Source organism: Zoogloea sp. GDB6 (genome assembly GCF_056724105.1).
Window position 1 is genome coordinate 2,968,126 of sequence record NZ_CM161497.1, and the last position, 19,532, is coordinate 2,987,657.

Here is a 19,532-nt window from a genome sequence, read left to right on the forward strand (position 1 = left end):
CCCTCGTGAAATGTTCAGGACTTTCATTCTGGTACCAGTGACCAATTACGTCAACAGTCACAAATCTAACATGCGCTCAGGGCGACAGACTGCGCAGCACCAGACTGGATAACTGGCCCGGTGCCTGGTCGGTGTAATCGAAGCTGTATTGCAGGAGCAGCGGGTTAAGGTAGGGGCGCATGACCAGGTAAATCGCCATCGTCGTTTCGTCCAACGGTGTCTTGCGCTCGAAGTCCCCGCTCTGACGGCCCGCCAGCAAAATATCCTGGAGCAACTTCTGGATGCGTTCTTCGTAAGCGCGCGTGGCCTGCCATCGCTCGGTAGCGGCCGATGCAGCGATCTCATAGAGCTTACGATCCTGGAAAAACAGGCGAAGACTGGCTTCGACAACCGCCTTGAACATCCGCCGCAGCTTCTCAGGCGGATGATCGGCCTCGGCAATTGCTGCACTGACCTCAGTCTCGATCTGACACAAGCAGTTTGCGCAGATCATCTCGCCGATGGCTTGCTTGGATTCGAAGAACTTGTAGATGTAGGCCTTGGAGAAACCGATAGCCTTGGCGAGGTCAGAAACCGTCGTTTTCTCGTAACCATAGCGGCTGAAATGCTCCGTCGCCGCGGCAACAATCTGGTTTCGCACCTCGTGGTCGGCTGGCCCTCGGGTTGCAGCAGGATAAGTGGATGAGCTTGTTTTCTTCATAGCATGCAGCTTACGCCGGTTGAAAGCACTGGACAATTTGTGACCACTTCGTAATATAGTCACAAATATCTTTCGAGGATGATTCTCTATGTTGCCGAAACGTAGCTTCGCAGCGCTCCTGGTTGCCGGCTTATCGACGGGCTGTGCTGTCGGCCCGGATTACGTTCGCCCTGATGTGCCCTTGCTGGAGCGCTTCCAAGGACAGCACGCCGTAGAACAGAGAGCCGCTGCAGCCAATGCGGATCTTGCCGCGTGGTGGACGGGCTTCGGCGATCCACAACTGACCCGATTCGTGACGCTGGCGCTGGCGCAAAACCTCGATCTGGCGCAGGCAACGGCGCGGGTCGCTCAGGCGCGCGCAGGGCTAGGTGCCGCCAATGCTGCGTTAGTACCGTCCGGCACCGTTACCAGTCAGGCTTCCAGAGCCTATCAATCCGTCGAAACTCCGTTGGGACGGGTTTTGAACTCCACCCCTGGGTTCGACCGCTATGGCACCGCTTACGAAACCAATCTTGGTGCAAGCTGGGAACTGGATGTGTTCGGAGGGCTACGCCGCGGACAGGAAGCTGCACTCGCCGAGTACCAGGCATCCGAAGCTGGAGCAGTTGCTACGCGCTTGGCAGTGGCAGCGCAAACCGCCGACATCTACATCAGCATACGTGGATTGCAGACCCGCCTGGCGGTTGCCCGACAGCAGGTTCTGACACAGCAGGAACTGCTCTCCATGATCAACCGCCTCCATGAGAAAGGCTTGGCGGCTGAACTTCAAGTCAGACAGGCTGAAGGAGCGCTGGCCCAGGTCCAGGCGTCGGTCCCTGCCCTTGAGACGGGCCTGGACGCAGCCACGAATGCGCTCGATGTCATGTTGGGTTCACCGCCTGGGACGCATGGAGGAGAACTGGTTGAAACAGGCGTCATCCCGGTCGCACCGAGAATCGCAGACACCGGATCGCCCAGCGAGTTACTCAGGCAGCGGCCTGATCTGATCGTGGCGGAGCGTCGCCTAGCCGCGACGAACGCCCGTATAGGTATCGCCATCGCCGAGTACTACCCCAAGGTCTCCCTGAGCGGACTGCTTGGCAGCGCGACATCGGTGTCCAGCGGCAATCTGTTCACTGGCGGCGCCAGTCAAACCGCTGGCGTACTCGGGCTGCGCTGGCGCCTGTTCGATTTCGGTCGCATCAATGCGCAGATCGAGCAGGCCAAGGGGCAGGAAGCCGAGATGTTGGCTGCGTATCGTCTGGCCGTGCTACATGCCGCGGAGGACGTAGAAAACGCCTTTTCAGCTTTGGTAAAGCGGGAAGATCAGGCGACAGCACTTGCCAAAGGCGTGGACTCACTCGCCCGCGCACGCGCGGCTTCGTTTGCAGCCTATAAGAAAGGGGTGGTCAGTCTGATTGAAGTGCTGCAGGCCGACGAAGTTCTCCTTCGAGCCTCCGATGCGCGAGTACAGGCGCAAACAGAATCTGCACGCGCAGCGGTCGCTGCATTCAAGGCACTTGGAGGAGGATGGAAGCCCGGCGAATCCAAAGTGCTCGCAGCCAACTCAAATGCCCGTGTCGGAGAGCGCCAGACTGATTGGGCCGGCACACGACAGTGAGGCCCGGTGGCGCCGTCCATTCATTTCTCCGGCTGAAAAAAATTATTTTTCATATGAAATATTCAAATTTTCATACGACATAAATCATCCTTCACGCCAAAGAACTCTCCAGCGGCACGGAATAATGATTTTTTCACGCCACCAACAGATTTCGTGACGTGACAAAACGGTCCAGCGGCGCCGCTTGGTCTTTTTGTCACCTGAAAAATCGTTTCCTTCATACGAAAAAGAGCTTTTTTCGTATGAAAAAATCCCTGCGCGCCGCCTCATGGTCAAGCAGCCACCCGATGTGCTATTAATCCCGCTCCGCCCCCAGCAGGAGACGCGCGATGGACATGGATGCAGGCTGTAGCGGCGCCGACGGCCGCAAGTCGATCAGCGCCGCGGAGGCGCGGCGGATCATCCTCGGTCGCATCGGGCCGCTGGCCGGCTGGGAGCGCGTGGCGATCCGCGCCGCCCTCGGGCGCATCCTCGCCGAGGACGTGGTAGCGCCGTGCAATGTGCCGGCCCACGACAACTCGGCGATGGACGGCTACGCGGTGCGCGCCGACGATCTAGAGGCCGATGGTGATGTGACGCTGCAGGTGGTCGGCACCGCGCTGGCCGGGCGGGGGTTTTCCGGCCTGGTCGGCCCCGGCCAGGCGGTGCGCATCATGACCGGCGGCGTGATGCCCGCCGGCGCCGACACCATCGTCGTGCAGGAGGTCGCGCGGAGGGACGGCAGCGTGATCGTCGTACCGCCCGGCATCCGTTGCGGCCAGAACGTGCGGCGGGCTGGCGAGGATCTGGCCGAAGGCGCCGTCGCCCTCCCCCGCGGCAAGCTCATCGGCCCGGCCGAGCTGGGGCTGGTGGCGTCCCTCGGGCTGGCCGAGGTCAGCGTCCATCGGCGCCTGCGGGTGGCTTTCTTCTCCACCGGCGACGAGTTGGCCAGCATCGGCCGGCCGCTGGCGCCGGGCGAGGTCTACGACTCCAACCGCTACACGCTGTACGGCGCCCTCGCCAAGCTGGGCTGCGACATCGTGGACATGGGCGTCGTCCCGGACCAGCCGGAGGCCCTCGAAACCGCCTTCCGCAACGCAGCCGCCTGTGCCGACGTGGTGCTGACCACCGGCGGCGTGTCGGTCGGCGAGGCGGACTTCATCCGCGCGCTGATGCAGCGCCTCGGCGAGGTGAGCTTCTGGAAGATCGACATCAAGCCCGGCCGCCCGCTGGCCTTCGGGCGCATCGGCGACACCTGGATGTTCGGCTTGCCGGGCAACCCGGTGGCGGTACTGGTCACCTATTACCAGTTCGTCGTCGATGCGCTGCTGAAGATCGCCGGCCTCGACCCGCTGCCCGAACGCCCGCTGACCCGCGTGATCTGCAGCGAGGCGATCCGCAAGCTGGCGAACCGCCGGGAGTTCCTGCGCGGCCGCCTGTTCGAGGAAGCCGGCGAGTGGAAGGTCCGCCCGGCCGGCAAGCAGGGCTCGGGCATCCTGCGCTCCATGTCGGAGGCCAACTGCTTCATCGTGCTGGACGAGAACCAGGGCGACGTCGCGGCGGGCGACGCGGTCCACGTCCAGCTGTTCGACGGCCTCGTTTAGAGTTTTCCCGCCAGCTCTGCGCCGCTGCGGCACTGGCGGCGCACGTGCCGGTCGCCCCGCGCGCCGCAGGGGGTCAGCGCCTCGGGCGCCAGCGTGGGCAGGCCTTCGCCGTCCATGTGCGCCTCCACCGTGTGCCAACGCCGTACCCCGCGGCGATCCACGCTGAACTGCAGCAGCCAGCCGGTCTGGGCTTCCGGGAAATCGAAGCCGTCGAAGACAAAGTTGCCGAGGCTGTAGATGATCGGCCGCCCCTTGTAGATCTCCGCCCCCTGCGTGACATGCGGATGGCCGCCGACGACCGCCGCCGCGCCGGCGTCGATCATCTTGTGCGCAAGCCGGCGTTGCCGTTCGCCGGGCTCCGGCTCGTATTCCCAGCCCCAGTGCATGAAGGGGATCACCAGATCGGCACCGGCCCGCTTCGCGGCGCGGATGTCCGAGATCACCTCGCTGTCCTCGCTCCAGGCGATGCCGGGCGTGGTGGCGCCGGCTTCGAAGGAGCGCGGCTTGAATTCGTTGTAGGCGAGGATCGCGATGCGCAGGCCCTTGGCCTCGATCCACAGCGGCGTGTGCGCCTCGGCGAGATTGCGGCCGCCGCCGACCACGCCGATGCCCGCCGCCGCGACGTGATCCATCGTCTCGACGAAGGCCGCCTTGCCAAAATCGCCGGCGTGGTTGTTGGCCACCGCCACGGCGTCGAAGCGCCCTTTCAGCACCTTCACGACGTCCGGCTCGGCACGGAAGACGTAGGGCTTGTTGGCGATCGGAGTGCCACTCTTCGCCACCGCACATTCCAGGTTGCCGATGCGGTAGTCCGCGCCGGCCAGCAGCGGCGCCACCGCAGCGAGCGGATCGCGCCCCGCCGCGATGGCTTTGCCCGGGCCGTCGGCGAGCATGATGTCGCCGGCGAACAGCAGGCGCAGCTCTTCCGCCTGCACGCCCTGCGCCGCACCGCACAGGCCCGCCAGCACGGCGGCGGATGCAAACCACGTTCTCATCGCGTGCTCTCCTTCGTCACTTCGCACCAGTAGCTCAGTTCCCCGTCACGATAGGGCTCGTAGATGCGTTGCAGCCCGGTGAAGCCGTAGCGACGCCCCAACGACCGCGGCGGCCACGGATAGCGGGCTTCCTGGATCATCACCGGCTCGTTCTGGCGATTCCAGAACACCTGGATGCGCACGCCGGCCAGGTCGGCGGGTTCGTTACGCAGGACTACGCGCAGCTGGAAATCGTCGTCGATCGGCCGCGGTGCGACGCTGTAGGGCGTGCTCGCAGCTTCGAATGACACGTTCTGGGGCGTGCCGTCGTAGTCGGCATGGCAAACGATGCGCGGCGCCGCGAGGGCCAGCTGTGGCACGGCAGCGAACATCAGGATGAGCGGAAAACGCATGGGGCACCCGTGGATGAAAAAAAGCCGACCGGCTGATGACCGGTCGGCTTCATGGATCAACTGCAGGCCAGGCTTACTTCGCGCCCAGGGCCGCCTTGATCTGTTCGAGGGTGGAAGGATCCTCGATGGTGGTCAGATCACCCGGATCGCGGCCTTCCGCCAGCGCCTGGATGGAACGGCGCAGCATCTTGCCGGAACGGGTCTTGGGCAGACCGGAGATGAAGTGCACACGGGCCGGACGGGCGATCGCGCCGAGGCTGCCGTCGACGATCTTCATGACGGCCTTCTCGAGCTCGGCAACCTTTTCCGGAGTGTCGACGGAGGCCGGGTCCTTGACCACCGCGAAGGCCATCGGCATCTGGCCCTTGAGCTGGTCGGCCACGCCAACCACCGCCACTTCGGCGATGGCGGGATGGGACTGCACCGCTTCCTCGATCTCGCGGGTACCCAGGCGGTGGCCGGCGACGTTGATCACGTCATCGGTACGACCGAGGATCTTGTAGTAGCCGGCGTCGTCCTTGATGCCCCAGTCGAAGCTGGAGTAGACCAGCGGCTCCTGGAACAGCGTGAAGTAGGTGGACACGAAACGCTTGTCGTCACCCCACACGGTGGACAGGCAGCCCGGCGGCAGCGGCGGCACGACACCGACGATGCCCTTTTCGTTGGGGCCACACTCGGAACCGTCGTCACGGAACAGGCGCACGTCGTAGCCATACACCGGGAAGCCGGGGGAGCCGAGCTGCACTTCGTGGTGCTCGACGCCGGGCATCAGGGACAGCATCGCCCAGCCGGTTTCGGTTTGCCAGTAGTGGTCGATGACCTGGATGCCCAGCTCGTCCATCATCCACTGGTGGGAGGTTTCGTCCATCGGCTCGCCGGCGCAGTACAGGGTGCGCAGCTTGGAGAGGTCGTACTTCTTGAGGAAGGCCGGGTCCTGCTTCTTGAGCACGCGGATCGCGGTTGGCGCGCTGAACATCACGGTGACTTCGTGGTCCTGGCAGATCTTCCACCAGATGCCGGCGTCGGGGCGCAGCGGCGTGCCTTCGTACATCACGGTGGCCATACCGGCGATCAGCGGGCCGTAGATGATGTAGCTGTGGCCGACCACCCAGCCGATGTCGGAGGTGGAGAAGAAGGTCTCGCCCGCGTTGCCGCAGTAGATGTGCTTCATCGACGCAGCCAGCGCCACGGCGTAGCCGCCGGTGTCGCGCTGCACGCCCTTCGGCTTGCCGGTGGTGCCGGAGGTATACAGGATGTAGCTGGGCTCGGAGGATTCCAGCCAGGTCACCGGCACTTCGGCATTGAGGTGCTGCTCGCGCAGGGTGGCGTAATCGACGTCACGGCCTTCGACGATGGCCATGTCCTTGTCGAGGCCACGGTTGACCATCAGCACGCTGGCGGGCTTGTGCTCGGCCAGGCTGATGGCTTCGTCGAGCAGGTGCTTGTAGGGAACCGGGCGGCCACCGCGCATGCCGGCGTCGGCGGACACGATGACGGTCGGCTTGGCGTCGTCGATACGGGTTGCCAGGGAGTGGGAGGCGAAGCCGCCGAACACCACAGAATGGATCGCGCCGATACGCGCGCACGCCAGCATCGCGAAGCAGGCTTCGGCGATCATCGGCATGTAGATCAGGACGCGATCGCCCTTCTTGACGCCGAGGCTCTGGTAGATCGCCGCCATGCGCATGACTTCGGTGCGCAGCTCGGAGAAGGTGTAAACCTTTTCCTGGTCGGTCTCGGTGGAGATGAAGACCAGCGCCTTGCGATCCGGATGGGTCTCGGCGTGACGGTCTACGGCGTTGTAGCAGAGGTTGGTTTCACCGCCGACGAACCACTTGACGAACGGCGGGTTGGAAAAATCGTAGATCTGGCTGGGCTGCTTGTTCCAGTGCACCAGCTCGGCCTGTTCGCCCCAGAAGCCATTGCGGTCTTCGATCGAGCGCTTGTGAAATTCCTTGTATGTAGCCATCGGATCCTCTCCCTATTCTTGAATAGTCCAAACCATTTTCATATTTGTGGGAGCAGTACGTCCGCCTGTTGCAGCGTCTGTCCCTTAGTCGTTTTTCTGTTCCACGTTCGATCCGGTTTCTGCGGCGCGGGCGAGGGCTGCCAGCGGCAGACCGGAAGGAAGCTCGGATTCTATCAATTCCAGCAGCGGTAAGAGCGTCCGTATGGCATCGGGAAGTTGTTTGCGCAGGCTGGCGTCCAGTCCGGTGGTGCGCAGGCGTGCCAGGAGCTGGTCGATGCTGACCGGCGCACGCACGGACTGCTCGACCATGTCCTGCGTGACTTCACCGTCGGCGCCGATCACCCGGTTGCCGCCGGCGGCACGGCCGCTGGCGATGCGCTCCATCGCCACGCCGATCAGATGGCTGACAGTCTGCACTGCGCCGGGGGTCGTCGCGGCCAGACCGATGGTGATCTGGATGCGGATGCGCTCCTCCCGATAGGTCATCACGATATGGTCGAAGGCCGTCCGCAGACGCATCGCGAAGGCACAGGCCCCATCCATGTTGGTACTCGGCGATACCACCGCGAAGCGCGCCGGCGCCAATTCGGCCACGGTGTCTTCCTGGCGCAGCTTGGTGGCGAGGATCTTCGACAGCTTGCGATTGACCAGCTGCGCCACATGGGCGCCATAACGGGCTACCAGCGCATCGAAATGGTCGATCTCGATGACCATCACCGACACGTCGGCGTGGCGGCGCTGGGCCAGCGAAAGCTCCTGCGCCGCGTGGTAATGGAGGTAGGACGGCGTGGCCAGGCCGGAGTTGGGATCCACCGGGCTCGCGCTGGCCAGCGCCGCCCTGCTCTCTTCCAGGTCCCGCTGGGTACGGGCGAGCTGGGTCAGTGCCTCCAGGCGGGCCAGCAGCTCCACGTTGCCGATACTCTTGGAGATGAAGTCGGTGGCGCCCGCGCTCTTGGCGCGGACGCGCACGTCGGGCTCGTCGTCGCCGGAGATCACCACTACCGGCAAGGTGTTGATGCGCGAGATGCGCGAGCCGCGGATGCGTTCGAGCAGGCCGTAGCCGTCAAGATTGGGCATGCCGATGTCGGTGATGACGGCCTGAATGGTCGGGTCCACCATCAGGGTCTGCCAGCCAGCCTCCCCGTCGACCTCCTCGCGCACCTCGAAGCGGTCCCTTATGTGCCGGATGATGGAAGCCCGCACCATCCGGGAATCGTCGATGATCAAGACCCGTGGCAGGGTCTGCTCGCTGTCGTCGCTCATGCTGGGACTCGCTGGGTAAATGAATCTTCAGGGGTTAACGGCAATCACCGTGCGCCCCTTGACCCGTCCGGCGATGAAGTCGTCGAAGACACCGGGCAAGTCGCCGAAAGGCACCGTGCGCGTCATGCCGGCCAGGTGGCGGGGCTTGAGGTCGGAGGCCAGGCGCTGCCAGACGGTGCTGCGGGTCGGGAAGCCGATGTAGCCGGAATCCACGCCGAGCAGGCTGACCCCACGCAGGATGAACGGAAACACCGTGGCGTTGAGGGCGATGCTCTGGGCGTTGCCGATGCTCGCCACCGTGCCGGCCTGCTTCATCGTGGACAGCACCCAGGTGAGGATGTCACCGCCCACGTTATCCACCGCGCCAGCCCACAGGCCAGCGTCGAGGGAGCGCGTCTTGGCCGGGTCGATGGTGTCGCGCAGGCGGATCTCGGCGGCGCCGAGGTCCTTGAGGTAGGCCTCTTCATGCGCCTTGCCGGTCAGCGCGACCACGTGATAGCCGAGCCCGGCCAGCATGTCGATGGCCAGGCCGCCGACGCCGCCGCTGGCGCCGGTAACGATCACCGGGCCGCTGTCGGGACGCAGACCGTTGTCCTCCATGCGCACGATGCCCAGCGCGGCCGTGAAGCCGGCGGTGCCGAGGGCCATCGCCTCGAAGAGGCTCAGGCCGGCGGGCAGCGGCACGACCCAGCCGGCCGGGATCCGCGCGTATTCCGCGTAGCCGCCGTGGTGGGCCACACCGATGTCGAAACTGGTGGCAATGACCTCGTCACCCGCCTTGAAGCGTGGATCGCTGCTTTCCACTACCGTACCCGACAGGTCGATACCGCCGACGCAAGGGAAGCGACGGATAATCTTGCCGGCGCCCGTCGCGGCCAGAGCGTCCTTGTAGTTAACACTGGAATAAGCCACCTTGATTAGAACCTCGCCTGCATCGAGCGCATCGGCGGCGAGCGTCTCCATCGCGGCGGAAACCTTGCGGTTCTCGTCCTGGCGGATCACGTAAGCTTTGAAGGGGGAAAGGGTGGCGGTCATGCGTTTCTCCTCGTTGCCGGACACCGGACTGGCGCCTCATGTTGGTTATCGGTCGATTATAGCCTTGCCAACTTGACGCCCAGCCGCGCCACACCTCAATACCGCACGCAAAATGCCGTAAATGGATTCATCGCCCGCAGGAACACCGACATGGCCCTGATCAACGTCCCTTTCGAGACCCTGGACGCCTACATCGCGTTCTTCAGCCAGCAGCCCCTGCCTGTCCTCAAGCACACCGTCAAGGAACTGCAGACGATGCGCGACCGGGAGGATCACATCAACGGCCGCACGGTCGCCGCGCTGGTGCTGAGCGATCCGATGATGACGCTGCGCGTCCTGATCCACCTCGAGGAAAACCGGCGCGCCCGGCAGAATCACGACATCACCACCGTCGAGCGGGCGATCATGATGATGGGCATCTCGCCCTTCCTGCGCCAGTTCTCCGATCTGCCGACCATCGAGGACCAGCTCGCGGCGTATCCGAAGGCCCTCGTCGGCGTGCTCAAGGTGATCAGCCGGGCCCGCCGGGCCGCCCGCTACGCCCGCGACTGGGCCATCGTCCGTCACGACCTGGACGTGGACGAGATCACCGTCGCCGCGCTGCTCGCCGAGGGCACCGAAATCCTGTGCTGGTGTCTGGCGCCAAAGCTGACCTATCAGGTGTACGAGATGCAGCACATCGACCGGAGCCTGCGCTCCGCATCCGCCCAGAAGTCGATCTTCAACTTCTCTGCGCGGGAGCTGCAGCTGGCCCTGGTCCATCACTGGCGGCTGCCGGAACTGCTGGTGTCCATGCTGGACGAGCGGCAGATCGAGAATCCGCGCGTGCGTACCGTTCAACTGGCCAACAGCCTGGCCCGGCATACTGCGCTAGGCTGGGACGACCCGGCTATTCCTGACGACCTCAGCGCGATCACCGAGCTATTGCACATCAAGCGCGAGACACTCCTCAGCCGGCTGTCCGTGCCCCACGAAGCGGTCGAAGCGCTGCTCGCCGCGGGCGGAGATCCTCTCGGGGCGATGCCGCCGCCCCTCTAAACAGACTTACTTGCCGGTGCCGCGCGACTCCAGTTCTTCCCAGCGCAACATCGCCGCCTCGATCTCCCCTTCCAGCGCCTGCAGGCGGGTGTTGAGGGCCGGCACTTCCTGCGGGGCGTCCCGGTAGGTGGCGGGGTCGTTGAGGCGGGCCTGGATGGTGCCCTGCTCCTCCTCCAGCGCCGCGATGCGGTCCGGCAAGGCTTCCAGTTCCCGCTGTTCCTTCCAGCTCAGTTTGACCGGCTTCGCTGCCTGCGGCTTGGGTTCTTCCTTCTTCGCCTGAACAGGCTTGGGCGCGGCGGCGGGCTTGACCACTTCGGGCGCGGGGCGCACGCGCAGCCAGTCCTCATAACCACCGGCGTATTCCTTCCAGTTGCCATTGCCCTCCGCGGCGATCACCTGCGTCACCACGTTGTCGAGGAAGGCCCGGTCGTGGCTGACCAGGAAGACGGTGCCGTCATACTGGGCCAGCAGGTCTTCGAGCAGATCGAGGGTTTCGATGTCCAGGTCGTTGGTCGGCTCGTCGAGCACCAGCACGTTGGCCGGACGGGCGAACAGGCGGGCCAGCAGCAGGCGGTTGCGCTCACCGCCGGACAGGGACTTGACCGGCGAACGGGCCCGCTGCGGCGAGAACAGGAAGTCCTCCAGGTAACCGATGACGTGGGTCCGGTGACCGGCGATTTCCACGTAGTCGGAGCCCGGGCTGATGACTTCGGTCAGCGGCGCCTCCGGGTCGAGCTGCGCACGCAGCTGATCGAAGTAGGCCACCGTCTGGCGCGTACCGCGCTTGATCGTGCCTTCGTCCGCTTCGAGCTCGCCGAGGATCAACTTCAGCAGCGTGGTCTTGCCGGCGCCGTTGGGGCCGATCAGGCCGATGCGGTCGCCGCGCAGGATGCGCGTCGAGAAATCGCGGACGATCTGCCGCTCGCCGAAACGCTTGTTCACATGGGTCAGCTCGGCCACCAGTTGGCCGCTGCTGTCGCCACGGTCCAGCGCCAGCTTGACGTTGCCAAAACGGTCACGGCGGGCACTGCGCTCGCGGCGCAGGGCTTCCAGGCGCCGCACACGGCCTTCGTTGCGGGTCCGTCGCGCCTCGACGCCCTTGCGGATCCACACCTCTTCCTGCGCCAGCAGCTTGTCGAAGCGGGCATTGGCCTTGTCTTCCGCATCCAGCTGATCGGCCTTCCGCGCCTGGTAATCGCTGAAGCGGCCGGGAAAGCTGCTCAGGATGCCGCGATCCAGCTCGACGATGCGCGTCGCCACGTGGTTCAGGAAGACCCGGTCGTGGGTGATGACCACCACCGCCCCCGGAAAATCGCGGATCAGCTCTTCGAGCCACAGGATGCCGTCGATATCCAGGTGGTTGGTCGGTTCGTCGAGCAGCAGCATTTCCGGCTCGCCAACCAGCGCGCGGGCCAGCGCCACGCGCTTGATGCCGCCGCCGGACAGGCTGCCGACGACCGCCTCGCCCGACAGCTTGAGCTGGGCCAGGATCTGTTCGACGCGCTGCTCCAGGCGCCAGGCCTGGGCGTCCTCGACGCGGTGCTGGAGCTCTTCCAGCCGCGCCAGCCTGGCTGCGCTGGCATCGTCGGCCACTGCCAGCATGGCCTCGTGATAGTCCACCAGCAGGCGGGCCACATCGCCGAGACCATCCGCCACCGTCTCGAATACCGTGCGCTCGAGCGAAAAGTCCGCTTCCTGCGGCACATAGGCGATCCGAGCCCCCGGCTGCCGCCACAAGCGACCATCGTCGAGCATGGCCTGTCCGGCCAGCGCCTTCAGCAAGCTTGACTTGCCGCTACCGTTGCGTCCGATCAGCGCAACCCGCTCGCCGGGGTCGAGCTGGAAACTGGCCTTGTCGAGCAAGGCGACGTGGCCGAAGGCGAGGCAGGCATCATCGAGGGTGATCAGCGGCATGGTGCAAATAAGTAATCAAGACTGCGGAAGGGGCTGGATTCTACCCCGCCGCCGCCTTCCGCCGCCGAAACAGCCGACGCCCACGACACACGGCCCCCAAGTTCACTGCCCACGATGCAACACCGAAACAGCGTGATGCAGATTTTCTTCACAAGCCTGTTGACGAAAACAATTCTCAGCTATTTAATAGGAACCGTTCTCATTAGCATTCGTATCCAAGTGGAAAACCTTAACGCTCCGGCCCAGCATCCGTCCTGCGACGCAGCCCTCGAAGCCGATGTAGGCCAGTTCGAGGTGCCGATCCGGAGCAAGGATCTCTTCAACGACCGCAACTGCGTGTTCATCGAGCACGAAGGCATGATTTATGCACTTCGAGCCACACGTGCCGGCAAACTGATACTGACGAAATGACGACCTCCGCCCGACTCCGCCACCATGATGGCCTACCCGGCCACTGGACCGAACCCACTGGCCAGCGTCCGCTGTCTGCCACTGGCCTTGCAGCCCTCCTTTGCGTCGGGCTCGCGGGCTGTGTCGCGGCAGCCAGCCTCGTGCTGCGCCTTTATCCGATCGTCTGAGCAGTTCCCAATCCGGGTGTGAAGGAAACAAGACAATGTACGTTTGCATCTGTCGTGCCGTGACTGAAAAGCACATCGAAACCGCTGTCCAGGGCGGCGCGCGGCGTCTGCGCGACCTGCGGCAGCAACTTGGCGTGACCGAGGAATGCGGACGTTGCGCCCAGTGCGCCAAGCAGTGTCTTGACGGCGCCGTGGAACAGGCCTGCGCCTCCGTGTGCAGCAGTGTTGCCGATTCAGCCTACCCGCAATTGCTGATCGCCGCTTGAGCCCGGTTTCGCCGCACGGTCTGGTTTATCCGGCCAGAGGCGCCAATTTGCATTCGGCGCCTCCCTCCGCCCACTGCCGACCAAAAAGTTTTTAGGCAGAATCCATAAATCGGGTAGCCGCGAGGGGAGACATCGGTTATCTTTATGGGCCCATCAAATTTTATCCGGGCCCAGCGACATGCCCACCGGCATCACACCCAGTACCGACACCGGCGCCAGCCAACCGCGCAAGCGCCTCACCCCAGCCACCCGAATCCCCCTGATCCTCGATGCAGCCTTGGCGGAGTTTTCCGCTCACGGCTATAGCGCTACGCGCGTCGACGACATCGCCAACCGGGCGGGCCTTTCCAAGGGCGGCTTCTATGCCCACTTTTCCGGCAAGGACGCAGTCTTCGAAGCGCTGCTGCGCCGCTCGCTGACGGCCCCGGCCCTGGACGTCGAAGCGCTGCTCGAGTCCTCCACGGACATCCGCAGTCTGGTCGAACAACTGGTGGACCAACTTCACACCCATCTGGGTGACCCCACACTGCGCGCCACCGCCCGCCTCCTGCTGACCGAAGGCCACCGTCTGCCCGACATCGTGACCCTGTGGCGGCAGAACACCGTGGACAACCTGCACGTGCAACTGGGCAGCCTGCTGCGCCGCTGCGTCGAACGCGGCCTGTGCCGGGACAGCACGGTAGTCCATCACCCTTGGCTGATCGTGTCGCCAGTCATTCACCAACTGTTCCAGCAACTCTCCTCAGCCGCCGTAGTCCCCATCCAGATCCGCGAGGCGCGAAACACCCACGTGGACATGCTGTGCGAACTGCTGACCCCACAGGCAGCCTGACTACCGCGCCGGCAAGCGTCCTACGCACAGCGGCGGACAGGCATCCTTAACGATCAGCCCCCAGCCGCAGCGAAGCCCGTACGAGGCGCTGCTCCTCCTGCTCGATCTCCAGAAACGTATCGCGCAAGCTGTTGATGTGCTCGCAGGCAACCCGGTAAGCCTTGTCGGAATCCCTGTCGATCACCGCCCTGTAGATCCGCTCGTGGTGGCGATCCAGCACCCGCTTGTGGGCGGGCCGGTGGTAAAGGTTGCTCACCGACGCCAGCACGCTGCTGAGCATCAGGTCCGACAAGGACTGCAGCGTGTGCACCAGCACAGGATTGTGCGACGCATCGTTGATCGCCCGATGGAAGGCGTGGTCGGCGCGGGCATGCTCCTCCAGCGTCACCCCTTCGCCCTGCGCCTGCAAGCTCTGTAGCTCCTCGTAGCGCCGCCGGATCCGCAGGAAATCCGCCGGCGTCCCGCGTTGGGCAGCCAGGCGCGCCGCCTCACTCTCCAGGATCGCCCGCACCTCCAGCAAGTCATACAAGGTCCGCGGCTGGGAATTGAACAGATGCATCAATGGCGTCATGTCCCGATCGGCGGACAGGCGCGCCACGTAGGACCCACGCCCGTGCTGTGTGTCGATGATGCCCAGCCCGCGCAGCACGCGCAGCCCCTCCCGCAGGGCCGTCCGCGACGTACCCAGCTTCTCGCACAGGCGCCGCTCGGACGGCAGCGCCTCTCCCACTTTCAGAATCCCATCGATGATCAGCCGCTCGATCCGCTCGGCGACCACATCGGCTACTTGCTTGCGTTCGGTCGCCTCAAAAGGGTCCTTGGCGGGCTTTTTCAAAGTGGTCGGACCAGTTGATTCGGGCACTGCTACATGTCTCCTCTGATTGTCCGATCACATTGAATTCAAAGAATTTATCTTTCAATAAGGGAAAACATGTACTCGAAAAAACTGGTACGACCACTTTAAAAGTGCTTTGTTTTCAGTGTCTTCGAAACCTAGTATCGCCCATCCCGAGCACCAGGCCGGGCCATATCGCGGCCCCGAATGTGCTCAAAAACCGAACCGGAACCTTCAGGGCCACCTGCCATGAACATCCTCTACGACGAAAAGATCGACGGCGAACTCCACCACGTGGACCGCGCCGAACTGATGGCCGCGATGCGCGCAGCCATGCCCGATCTGGAAATCCTGCACACCCGCGAAGACCTCAAGCCCTTTGAGTGCGACGGCCTGTCGGCTTATCGCACCACGCCGCTGCTGGTCGTACTACCCGAGCGCCTCGACCAGGTCGAAACCCTGCTCAAGCTGTGCCACCGTATGCACGTGCCGGTGGTCGCCCGCGGTGCCGGCACCGGCCTGTCTGGCGGCGCGCTGCCGCTGGAACAGGGCGTGCTGCTGGTGATGGCGCGCTTCAACCGCATCCTAGAAGTCAATCCTGAAGGCCGCTTCGCCCGCGTCCAGCCCGGCGTACGCAACCTGGCCATCTCCCAGGCCGCAGAGCCTTTCGGCCTCTACTACGCGCCGGATCCGTCATCGCAGATCGCCTGCTCCATCGGTGGCAACGTGGCCGAGAACGCCGGCGGCGTGCACTGCCTCAAGTACGGGCTGACCGTGCACAACCTGCTGAAGGTCGAAGCCCTGACCATCGAAGGCGAACGCGTGACCCTCGGCGCCGACGCGCTGGACGCCGCCGGCTTCGACCTGCTGGCGCTATTCACCGGTTCCGAAGGCCTGCTCGGCGTGGTCACCGAAGTCACCGTCAAGCTGCTGCCCAAGCCGCAGGTGGCCCGTGTGCTGATGGCCAGCTTCGATTCCATCGAAAAGGCCGGCAAGGCGGTGGCTGACATCATCTCCGCCGGCATCATCCCCGGCGGCCTCGAAATGATGGACAAGCTGGCCATCCGGGCCGCCGAGGACTTCATCCACGCCGGCTACCCGGTGGATGCCGAAGCCATCCTGCTGTGCGAACTCGACGGCGTCGAGGCCGACGTGCAGGACGATATCGAGCGCGTGCGCACGGTGCTCACCGCTGCCGGCGCCACCGACGTGCAGCTGGCACGGGACGAAGCCGAGCGCATCAAGTTCTGGGCAGGCCGCAAGAACGCCTTCCCGGCCGTCGGCCGCATGTCGCCGGACTACTACTGCATGGACGGCACCATCCCACGCAAGCAGCTGCCGGCCGTGCTGAAGGGCACCGCCGAGCTGTCCGTCGAATACGGCCTGCGGGTCGCCAACGTGTTCCATGCCGGCGACGGCAACATGCACCCGCTGATCCTCTTCGATGCCAACCAGCCTGGCGAATTCGAGCGGGCCGAAGCCCTCGGCGGCAAGATCCTCGAACTGTGCGTGGCGGTGGGCGGCACCATCACCGGCGAGCACGGCGTTGGCCGCGAGAAGATCAACCAAATGTGCGTGCAATTCAACAGCGACGAGCTGACCTTCTTCCACGCCGTGAAGGCCGCCTTCGATCCGGCCGGCCTCCTCAATCCCGGCAAGAACATCCCGACCCTGCACCGCTGCGCCGAGTTCGGTGCGATGCACATCCACCACGGCCAGCTGCCCTTCCCCGAACTGGAGCGTTTCTGATGAGCGAGCACACCCACGACGCCGACCAGGGCGACGCGCTGCTGTCCCAAGTCCAGGCGGCGCTGGCGGCCGGCACGCCGCTCTCCATCACTGGAGGTGGCAGCAAGGCCTTCTACGGCCGCAAGGTTGATGGCGTACCGCTGGACGTTCGCGCCCACCGGGGCATCGTCAATTACGACCCCGCCGAACTGGTCATCACCGCCCGCGCCGGCACGCCGCTGGCCGAACTCAACGCCACCCTCGACGCCGCCGGCCAGATGCTCCCCTGCGAGGCGCCGGATTTCACCGGCAGCGCCACCGTCGGCGGCATGGTCGCAGCCGGCCTGTCCGGCCCGCGCCGTCCGTGGGTCGGCTCGGTACGTGATTTCGTGCTCGGCTGCCGCATCATCACCGGCCACGGCAAGCACCTGCGCTTCGGTGGCGAGGTCATCAAGAACGTGGCCGGCTACGATGTTTCCCGCCTGATGACCGGCACCCTCGGCTGCCTGGGCCTGATCACCGAAGTCTCCTTCAAGGTCCTGCCCAAGCCCCGCGCCAGCCTCACGCTGCGCCTCGAGATGGATCGCCCGCGGGCCCTGCGCAAATTCGCCGAATGGGGCCAGCAGTCCCTGCCGATCAGCGGCGCCTGCCAGGACGGGGGCACTACGCTACTGCGTCTGGAAGGCGGCGAGAGTTCCGTGAAAGCCGCCCGCGCGCTGCTCGGCGGCGAAGAAGTATCGGCGGATTTCTGGGACAGTCTGCGCAACCACCAGCTCGGCTTCTTCAAGGACCCGCGCCCTCTGTGGCGCTTGGCGGTGGGCAACAACCGCACGCCGGCCGATCTGCCGGGCGACGCGCTGATCGACTGGGGCGGCGCCCAGGTGTGGCTCAAGTCGACGGCCGAAGCCGTGAAGCTGCGGGCCCTCGCTGAGTCAGCCGGCGGCCACGCTGATTGCTACACCCCCGGCGTCACCGACGGCCCGCTGCCGCCGCTGCCCGACGCGCTGATGCGCTACCACCGTCAGCTCAAGGCCCAGCTCGACCCACAGGGCATCTTCAACCCCGGCCGCATGTACACCGGGCTGTAAGCGCCACCGCGCCTTCCCCATTTCCGGACCAGATACGCCATGCAAACCAACCTGAGCGAAGCGGCCCGTCATCGCTACGGGGCCGAAGTGGCCGAAAGCGTGCTGCGGAGCTGCGTGCACTGCGGTTTCTGCAATGCCACCTGCCCCACCTACCAGCTCCTCGGCAACGAGCTGGACGGCCCCCGCGGCCGCATCTACCTGATGAAGCAGATGTTCGAGACCGGCGAGGTCAGCGAGAGCACCCGCACCCACCTGGACCGCTGCCTCACCTGCCGCAACTGCGAAACCACCTGCCCGTCGGGCGTGCAGTACCACAAGCTGCTCGACATCGGCCGTGCCGCCGTCGAGGAACTGGTGCCGCGCAGCACCGGCGAACGCCTGCGCAATCTGGCGTTGCGTGCGATCGTTCCCAACCCGGGGCGCGTCAAGACCGCCCTCGGTATCGGCTCGGCGCTACGCGCCTTCCTGCCAGCCTCGCTGGCAGACAAGCTGCCGCGCCATCAGTACGCCCCCAAGCCCCGCCCCGCCGCGCGGCAGAGCCGCGTCGTGCTGATGCTGGAAGGCTGCGTGCAGCCCGGCGTATCGCCCAACACCAACGCCGCCGCGGCGCGCATCCTCGACCGCCTGGGCATCTCCATCCAGCCCGCGCCGGAAGCGGGCTGCTGCGGCGCCGTGGATTACCACCTCAACGCTCAGGAAGCCGGCCTCGACCGTGCCCGCCGCAACATCGACGCCTGGTGGCCGGCCATCGAAGGCGGTGCCGAGGCGATCGTGCAGACCGCCAGTGGCTGCGGCGCCTTCGTCAAGGAATACGGCTTCCTGCTGCGCGACGATCCTGCCTACCGGGACAAGGCTGCGCGGATCAGCGCGCTGGCCAAGGATCTCGTCGAAGTGCTCGCCCGCGAACCGCTGGAAAAGCTCGGCGTCCGCGCCGACAAGCGGCTCGCCTTCCACTGCCCGTGCACGTTGCAACATGCCCAGAAGCTCGGCGGCGCCGTGGAGGCTGTACTGCGGCGCGTCGGCTTCGCGCTCACCGCGGTGCCCGACGGCCACCTGTGTTGCGGCTCCGCCGGCACCTATTCGATCACCCAGCCCGAACTGTCCCGCCAACTGCGCGACCGCAAGATGGACGCACTGGAAAGCGGCAAGCCCCAGCTGATCGCCACCGCCAATATCGGCTGCCAGATGCATCTGGACGGCGCCGGACGCACCGAGGTCCGCCACTGGATCGAGATCGTCGAAGACGCCCTGCCCTCCCAATAAGACCAATCCCAACCCCAACAGAGACCATAAAAGGGAAACCACCATGCAAACCAAGTCCTTCCTGACCCGTGACGACGCCATCCGCATACTCGACGCCGCTCGTAGCGAAGCCCGGGACCATAACTGGGCCGTCGCCATCTCGGTGGTGGACGATGGCGGCCATCCACTGATCTTCGAACGCCTCGACGGCTGCGCGGCGATCGGCGCCTACATCGCCACCGAAAAAGCCCGTACCGCCGCCCTCGGTCGCCGGGAGTCGCGCCTCTATGAGGAAATGATCAACGCCGGGCGCAATGCCTTCCTTTCCGCGCCCGGCCTGAACGCTATGCTGGAAGGCGGCGTGCCCATCACGGTAGATGGCCACGTCGTCGGTGCCGTCGGGGTGTCCGGGGTCAAACCCGACCAGGACTCCCAGGTGGCCCGCGCCGGCGTAGCCGCGGCCTGACAAGCCGC

At 65.0% G+C, this 19,532-nt stretch carries 19 protein-coding genes; 10 read left to right on the plus strand and 9 right to left on the minus strand.

What is annotated here, in order from left to right; all coding sequences use genetic code 11:
• Positions 1 to 76: 76 nt before the first annotated feature.
• Complete coding sequence (locus AC1PQG_RS13395) at positions 77 to 700, minus strand: TetR/AcrR family transcriptional regulator (protein ID WP_481118355.1); 624 nt, start codon at positions 698 to 700, stop codon at positions 77 to 79.
• A gap of 88 nt (positions 701 to 788) precedes the next feature.
• Here AC1PQG_RS13395 and AC1PQG_RS13400 point away from each other — a divergent pair, with 88 nt between their 5' ends.
• Entirely contained in the window at positions 789 to 2,300 is a 1,512-nt protein-coding gene (locus AC1PQG_RS13400; protein WP_481118356.1) for an efflux transporter outer membrane subunit, read from the plus strand.
• Positions 2,301 to 2,362: 62 nt separating this feature from the next.
• Here the strand turns inward: AC1PQG_RS13400 and AC1PQG_RS13405 are convergent, their stop codons facing one another.
• Complete coding sequence (locus AC1PQG_RS13405; RefSeq protein ID WP_481118357.1) at positions 2,363 to 2,521, minus strand: hypothetical protein; 159 nt, start codon at positions 2,519 to 2,521, stop codon at positions 2,363 to 2,365.
• 114 nt (positions 2,522 to 2,635) lie between these two features.
• Here AC1PQG_RS13405 and moeA point away from each other — a divergent pair, with 114 nt between their 5' ends.
• The gene (gene moeA / locus AC1PQG_RS13410) at positions 2,636 to 3,883 is read left to right on the plus strand and encodes a molybdopterin molybdotransferase MoeA (RefSeq protein ID WP_481123005.1); all 1,248 of its coding nucleotides are present in this window, start codon (positions 2,636 to 2,638) and stop codon (positions 3,881 to 3,883) included.
• On the opposite strand, the gene AC1PQG_RS13415 is transcribed toward moeA, so the two are convergent.
• The 5 genes from AC1PQG_RS13415 to AC1PQG_RS13435 all read right to left on the minus strand — a co-directional run bounded on the left by AC1PQG_RS13415 (position 3,880) and on the right by AC1PQG_RS13435 (position 9,537).
• Complete coding sequence (locus AC1PQG_RS13415) at positions 3,880 to 4,878, minus strand: CapA family protein (protein WP_481118358.1); 999 nt, start codon at positions 4,876 to 4,878, stop codon at positions 3,880 to 3,882. The two genes, moeA and AC1PQG_RS13415, sit on opposite strands and share 4 nt — an antisense overlap.
• Positions 4,875 to 5,270, minus strand: coding sequence for a hypothetical protein (locus AC1PQG_RS13420; RefSeq protein WP_481118359.1), 396 nt, complete (start codon positions 5,268 to 5,270; stop codon positions 4,875 to 4,877). Before AC1PQG_RS13420 ends, AC1PQG_RS13415 begins: the two co-directional genes overlap by 4 nt.
• 73 nt (positions 5,271 to 5,343) lie before the next feature.
• The gene (locus tag AC1PQG_RS13425; protein WP_481118360.1) at positions 5,344 to 7,239 is read right to left on the minus strand and encodes a propionate--CoA ligase; all 1,896 of its coding nucleotides are present in this window, start codon (positions 7,237 to 7,239) and stop codon (positions 5,344 to 5,346) included.
• Between the two features lie 84 nt (positions 7,240 to 7,323).
• A complete protein-coding gene (locus AC1PQG_RS13430) occupies positions 7,324 to 8,502 on the minus strand; it encodes a GGDEF domain-containing response regulator (protein ID WP_481118361.1) in 1,179 nt (392 codons plus the stop codon).
• A gap of 27 nt (positions 8,503 to 8,529) precedes the next feature.
• On the minus strand, positions 8,530 to 9,537 hold the full coding sequence (locus AC1PQG_RS13435) for an oxidoreductase (protein WP_481118362.1): 1,008 nt from the start codon (positions 9,535 to 9,537) through the stop codon (positions 8,530 to 8,532).
• 150 nt (positions 9,538 to 9,687) lie between these two features.
• On the opposite strand from AC1PQG_RS13435, the gene AC1PQG_RS13440 reads away from it, so the two are divergent.
• On the plus strand, positions 9,688 to 10,575 hold the full coding sequence (locus tag AC1PQG_RS13440; protein WP_481118363.1) for an HDOD domain-containing protein: 888 nt from the start codon (positions 9,688 to 9,690) through the stop codon (positions 10,573 to 10,575).
• A 6-nt stretch (positions 10,576 to 10,581) separates the two neighbouring features.
• Here the strand turns inward: AC1PQG_RS13440 and AC1PQG_RS13445 are convergent, their stop codons facing one another.
• Positions 10,582 to 12,489, minus strand: a complete 1,908-nt coding sequence (locus tag AC1PQG_RS13445) for an ATP-binding cassette domain-containing protein (protein WP_481118364.1) — start codon at positions 12,487 to 12,489, stop codon at positions 10,582 to 10,584.
• A 135-nt stretch (positions 12,490 to 12,624) separates the two neighbouring features.
• Here AC1PQG_RS13445 and hemP point away from each other — a divergent pair, with 135 nt between their 5' ends.
• From hemP to AC1PQG_RS13460, 3 genes are all read left to right on the plus strand, one after another.
• Entirely contained in the window at positions 12,625 to 12,900 is a 276-nt protein-coding gene (hemP, locus tag AC1PQG_RS13450; RefSeq protein WP_481118365.1) for a hemin uptake protein HemP, read from the plus strand.
• A 202-nt stretch (positions 12,901 to 13,102) separates the two neighbouring features.
• Positions 13,103 to 13,333, plus strand: a complete 231-nt coding sequence (locus tag AC1PQG_RS13455; protein WP_481118366.1) for a (2Fe-2S)-binding protein — start codon at positions 13,103 to 13,105, stop codon at positions 13,331 to 13,333.
• 178 nt (positions 13,334 to 13,511) lie between these two features.
• Positions 13,512 to 14,165, plus strand: a complete 654-nt coding sequence (locus AC1PQG_RS13460; RefSeq protein ID WP_481118367.1) for a TetR family transcriptional regulator — start codon at positions 13,512 to 13,514, stop codon at positions 14,163 to 14,165.
• Between the two features lie 46 nt (positions 14,166 to 14,211).
• Here the strand turns inward: AC1PQG_RS13460 and glcC are convergent, their stop codons facing one another.
• Positions 14,212 to 15,027 carry a transcriptional regulator GlcC gene (gene glcC, locus AC1PQG_RS13465; RefSeq protein ID WP_481118368.1) on the minus strand — a complete coding sequence of 272 codons (816 nt, stop codon included), beginning with the start codon at positions 15,025 to 15,027 and terminating at the stop codon, positions 14,212 to 14,214.
• A 222-nt stretch (positions 15,028 to 15,249) separates the two neighbouring features.
• On the opposite strand from glcC, the gene glcD reads away from it, so the two are divergent.
• The 4 genes from glcD to AC1PQG_RS13485 are packed head-to-tail and all read left to right on the plus strand — an operon-like array spanning position 15,250 to position 19,524.
• Positions 15,250 to 16,749 (plus strand): glycolate oxidase subunit GlcD, encoded by a 1,500-nt coding sequence (gene glcD, locus AC1PQG_RS13470; RefSeq protein WP_481118369.1) that lies wholly within the window; start codon positions 15,250 to 15,252, stop codon positions 16,747 to 16,749.
• Entirely contained in the window at positions 16,749 to 17,816 is a 1,068-nt protein-coding gene (gene glcE / locus AC1PQG_RS13475; protein WP_481118370.1) for a glycolate oxidase subunit GlcE, read from the plus strand. Before glcD ends, glcE begins: the two co-directional genes overlap by 1 nt.
• 39 nt (positions 17,817 to 17,855) lie before the next feature.
• Positions 17,856 to 19,079 carry a glycolate oxidase subunit GlcF gene (gene glcF / locus AC1PQG_RS13480; RefSeq protein ID WP_481118371.1) on the plus strand — a complete coding sequence of 408 codons (1,224 nt, stop codon included), beginning with the start codon at positions 17,856 to 17,858 and terminating at the stop codon, positions 19,077 to 19,079.
• Positions 19,080 to 19,122: 43 nt separating this feature from the next.
• Complete coding sequence (locus AC1PQG_RS13485) at positions 19,123 to 19,524, plus strand: heme-binding protein (RefSeq protein WP_481118372.1); 402 nt, start codon at positions 19,123 to 19,125, stop codon at positions 19,522 to 19,524.
• Positions 19,525 to 19,532 lie beyond the last annotated feature (8 nt).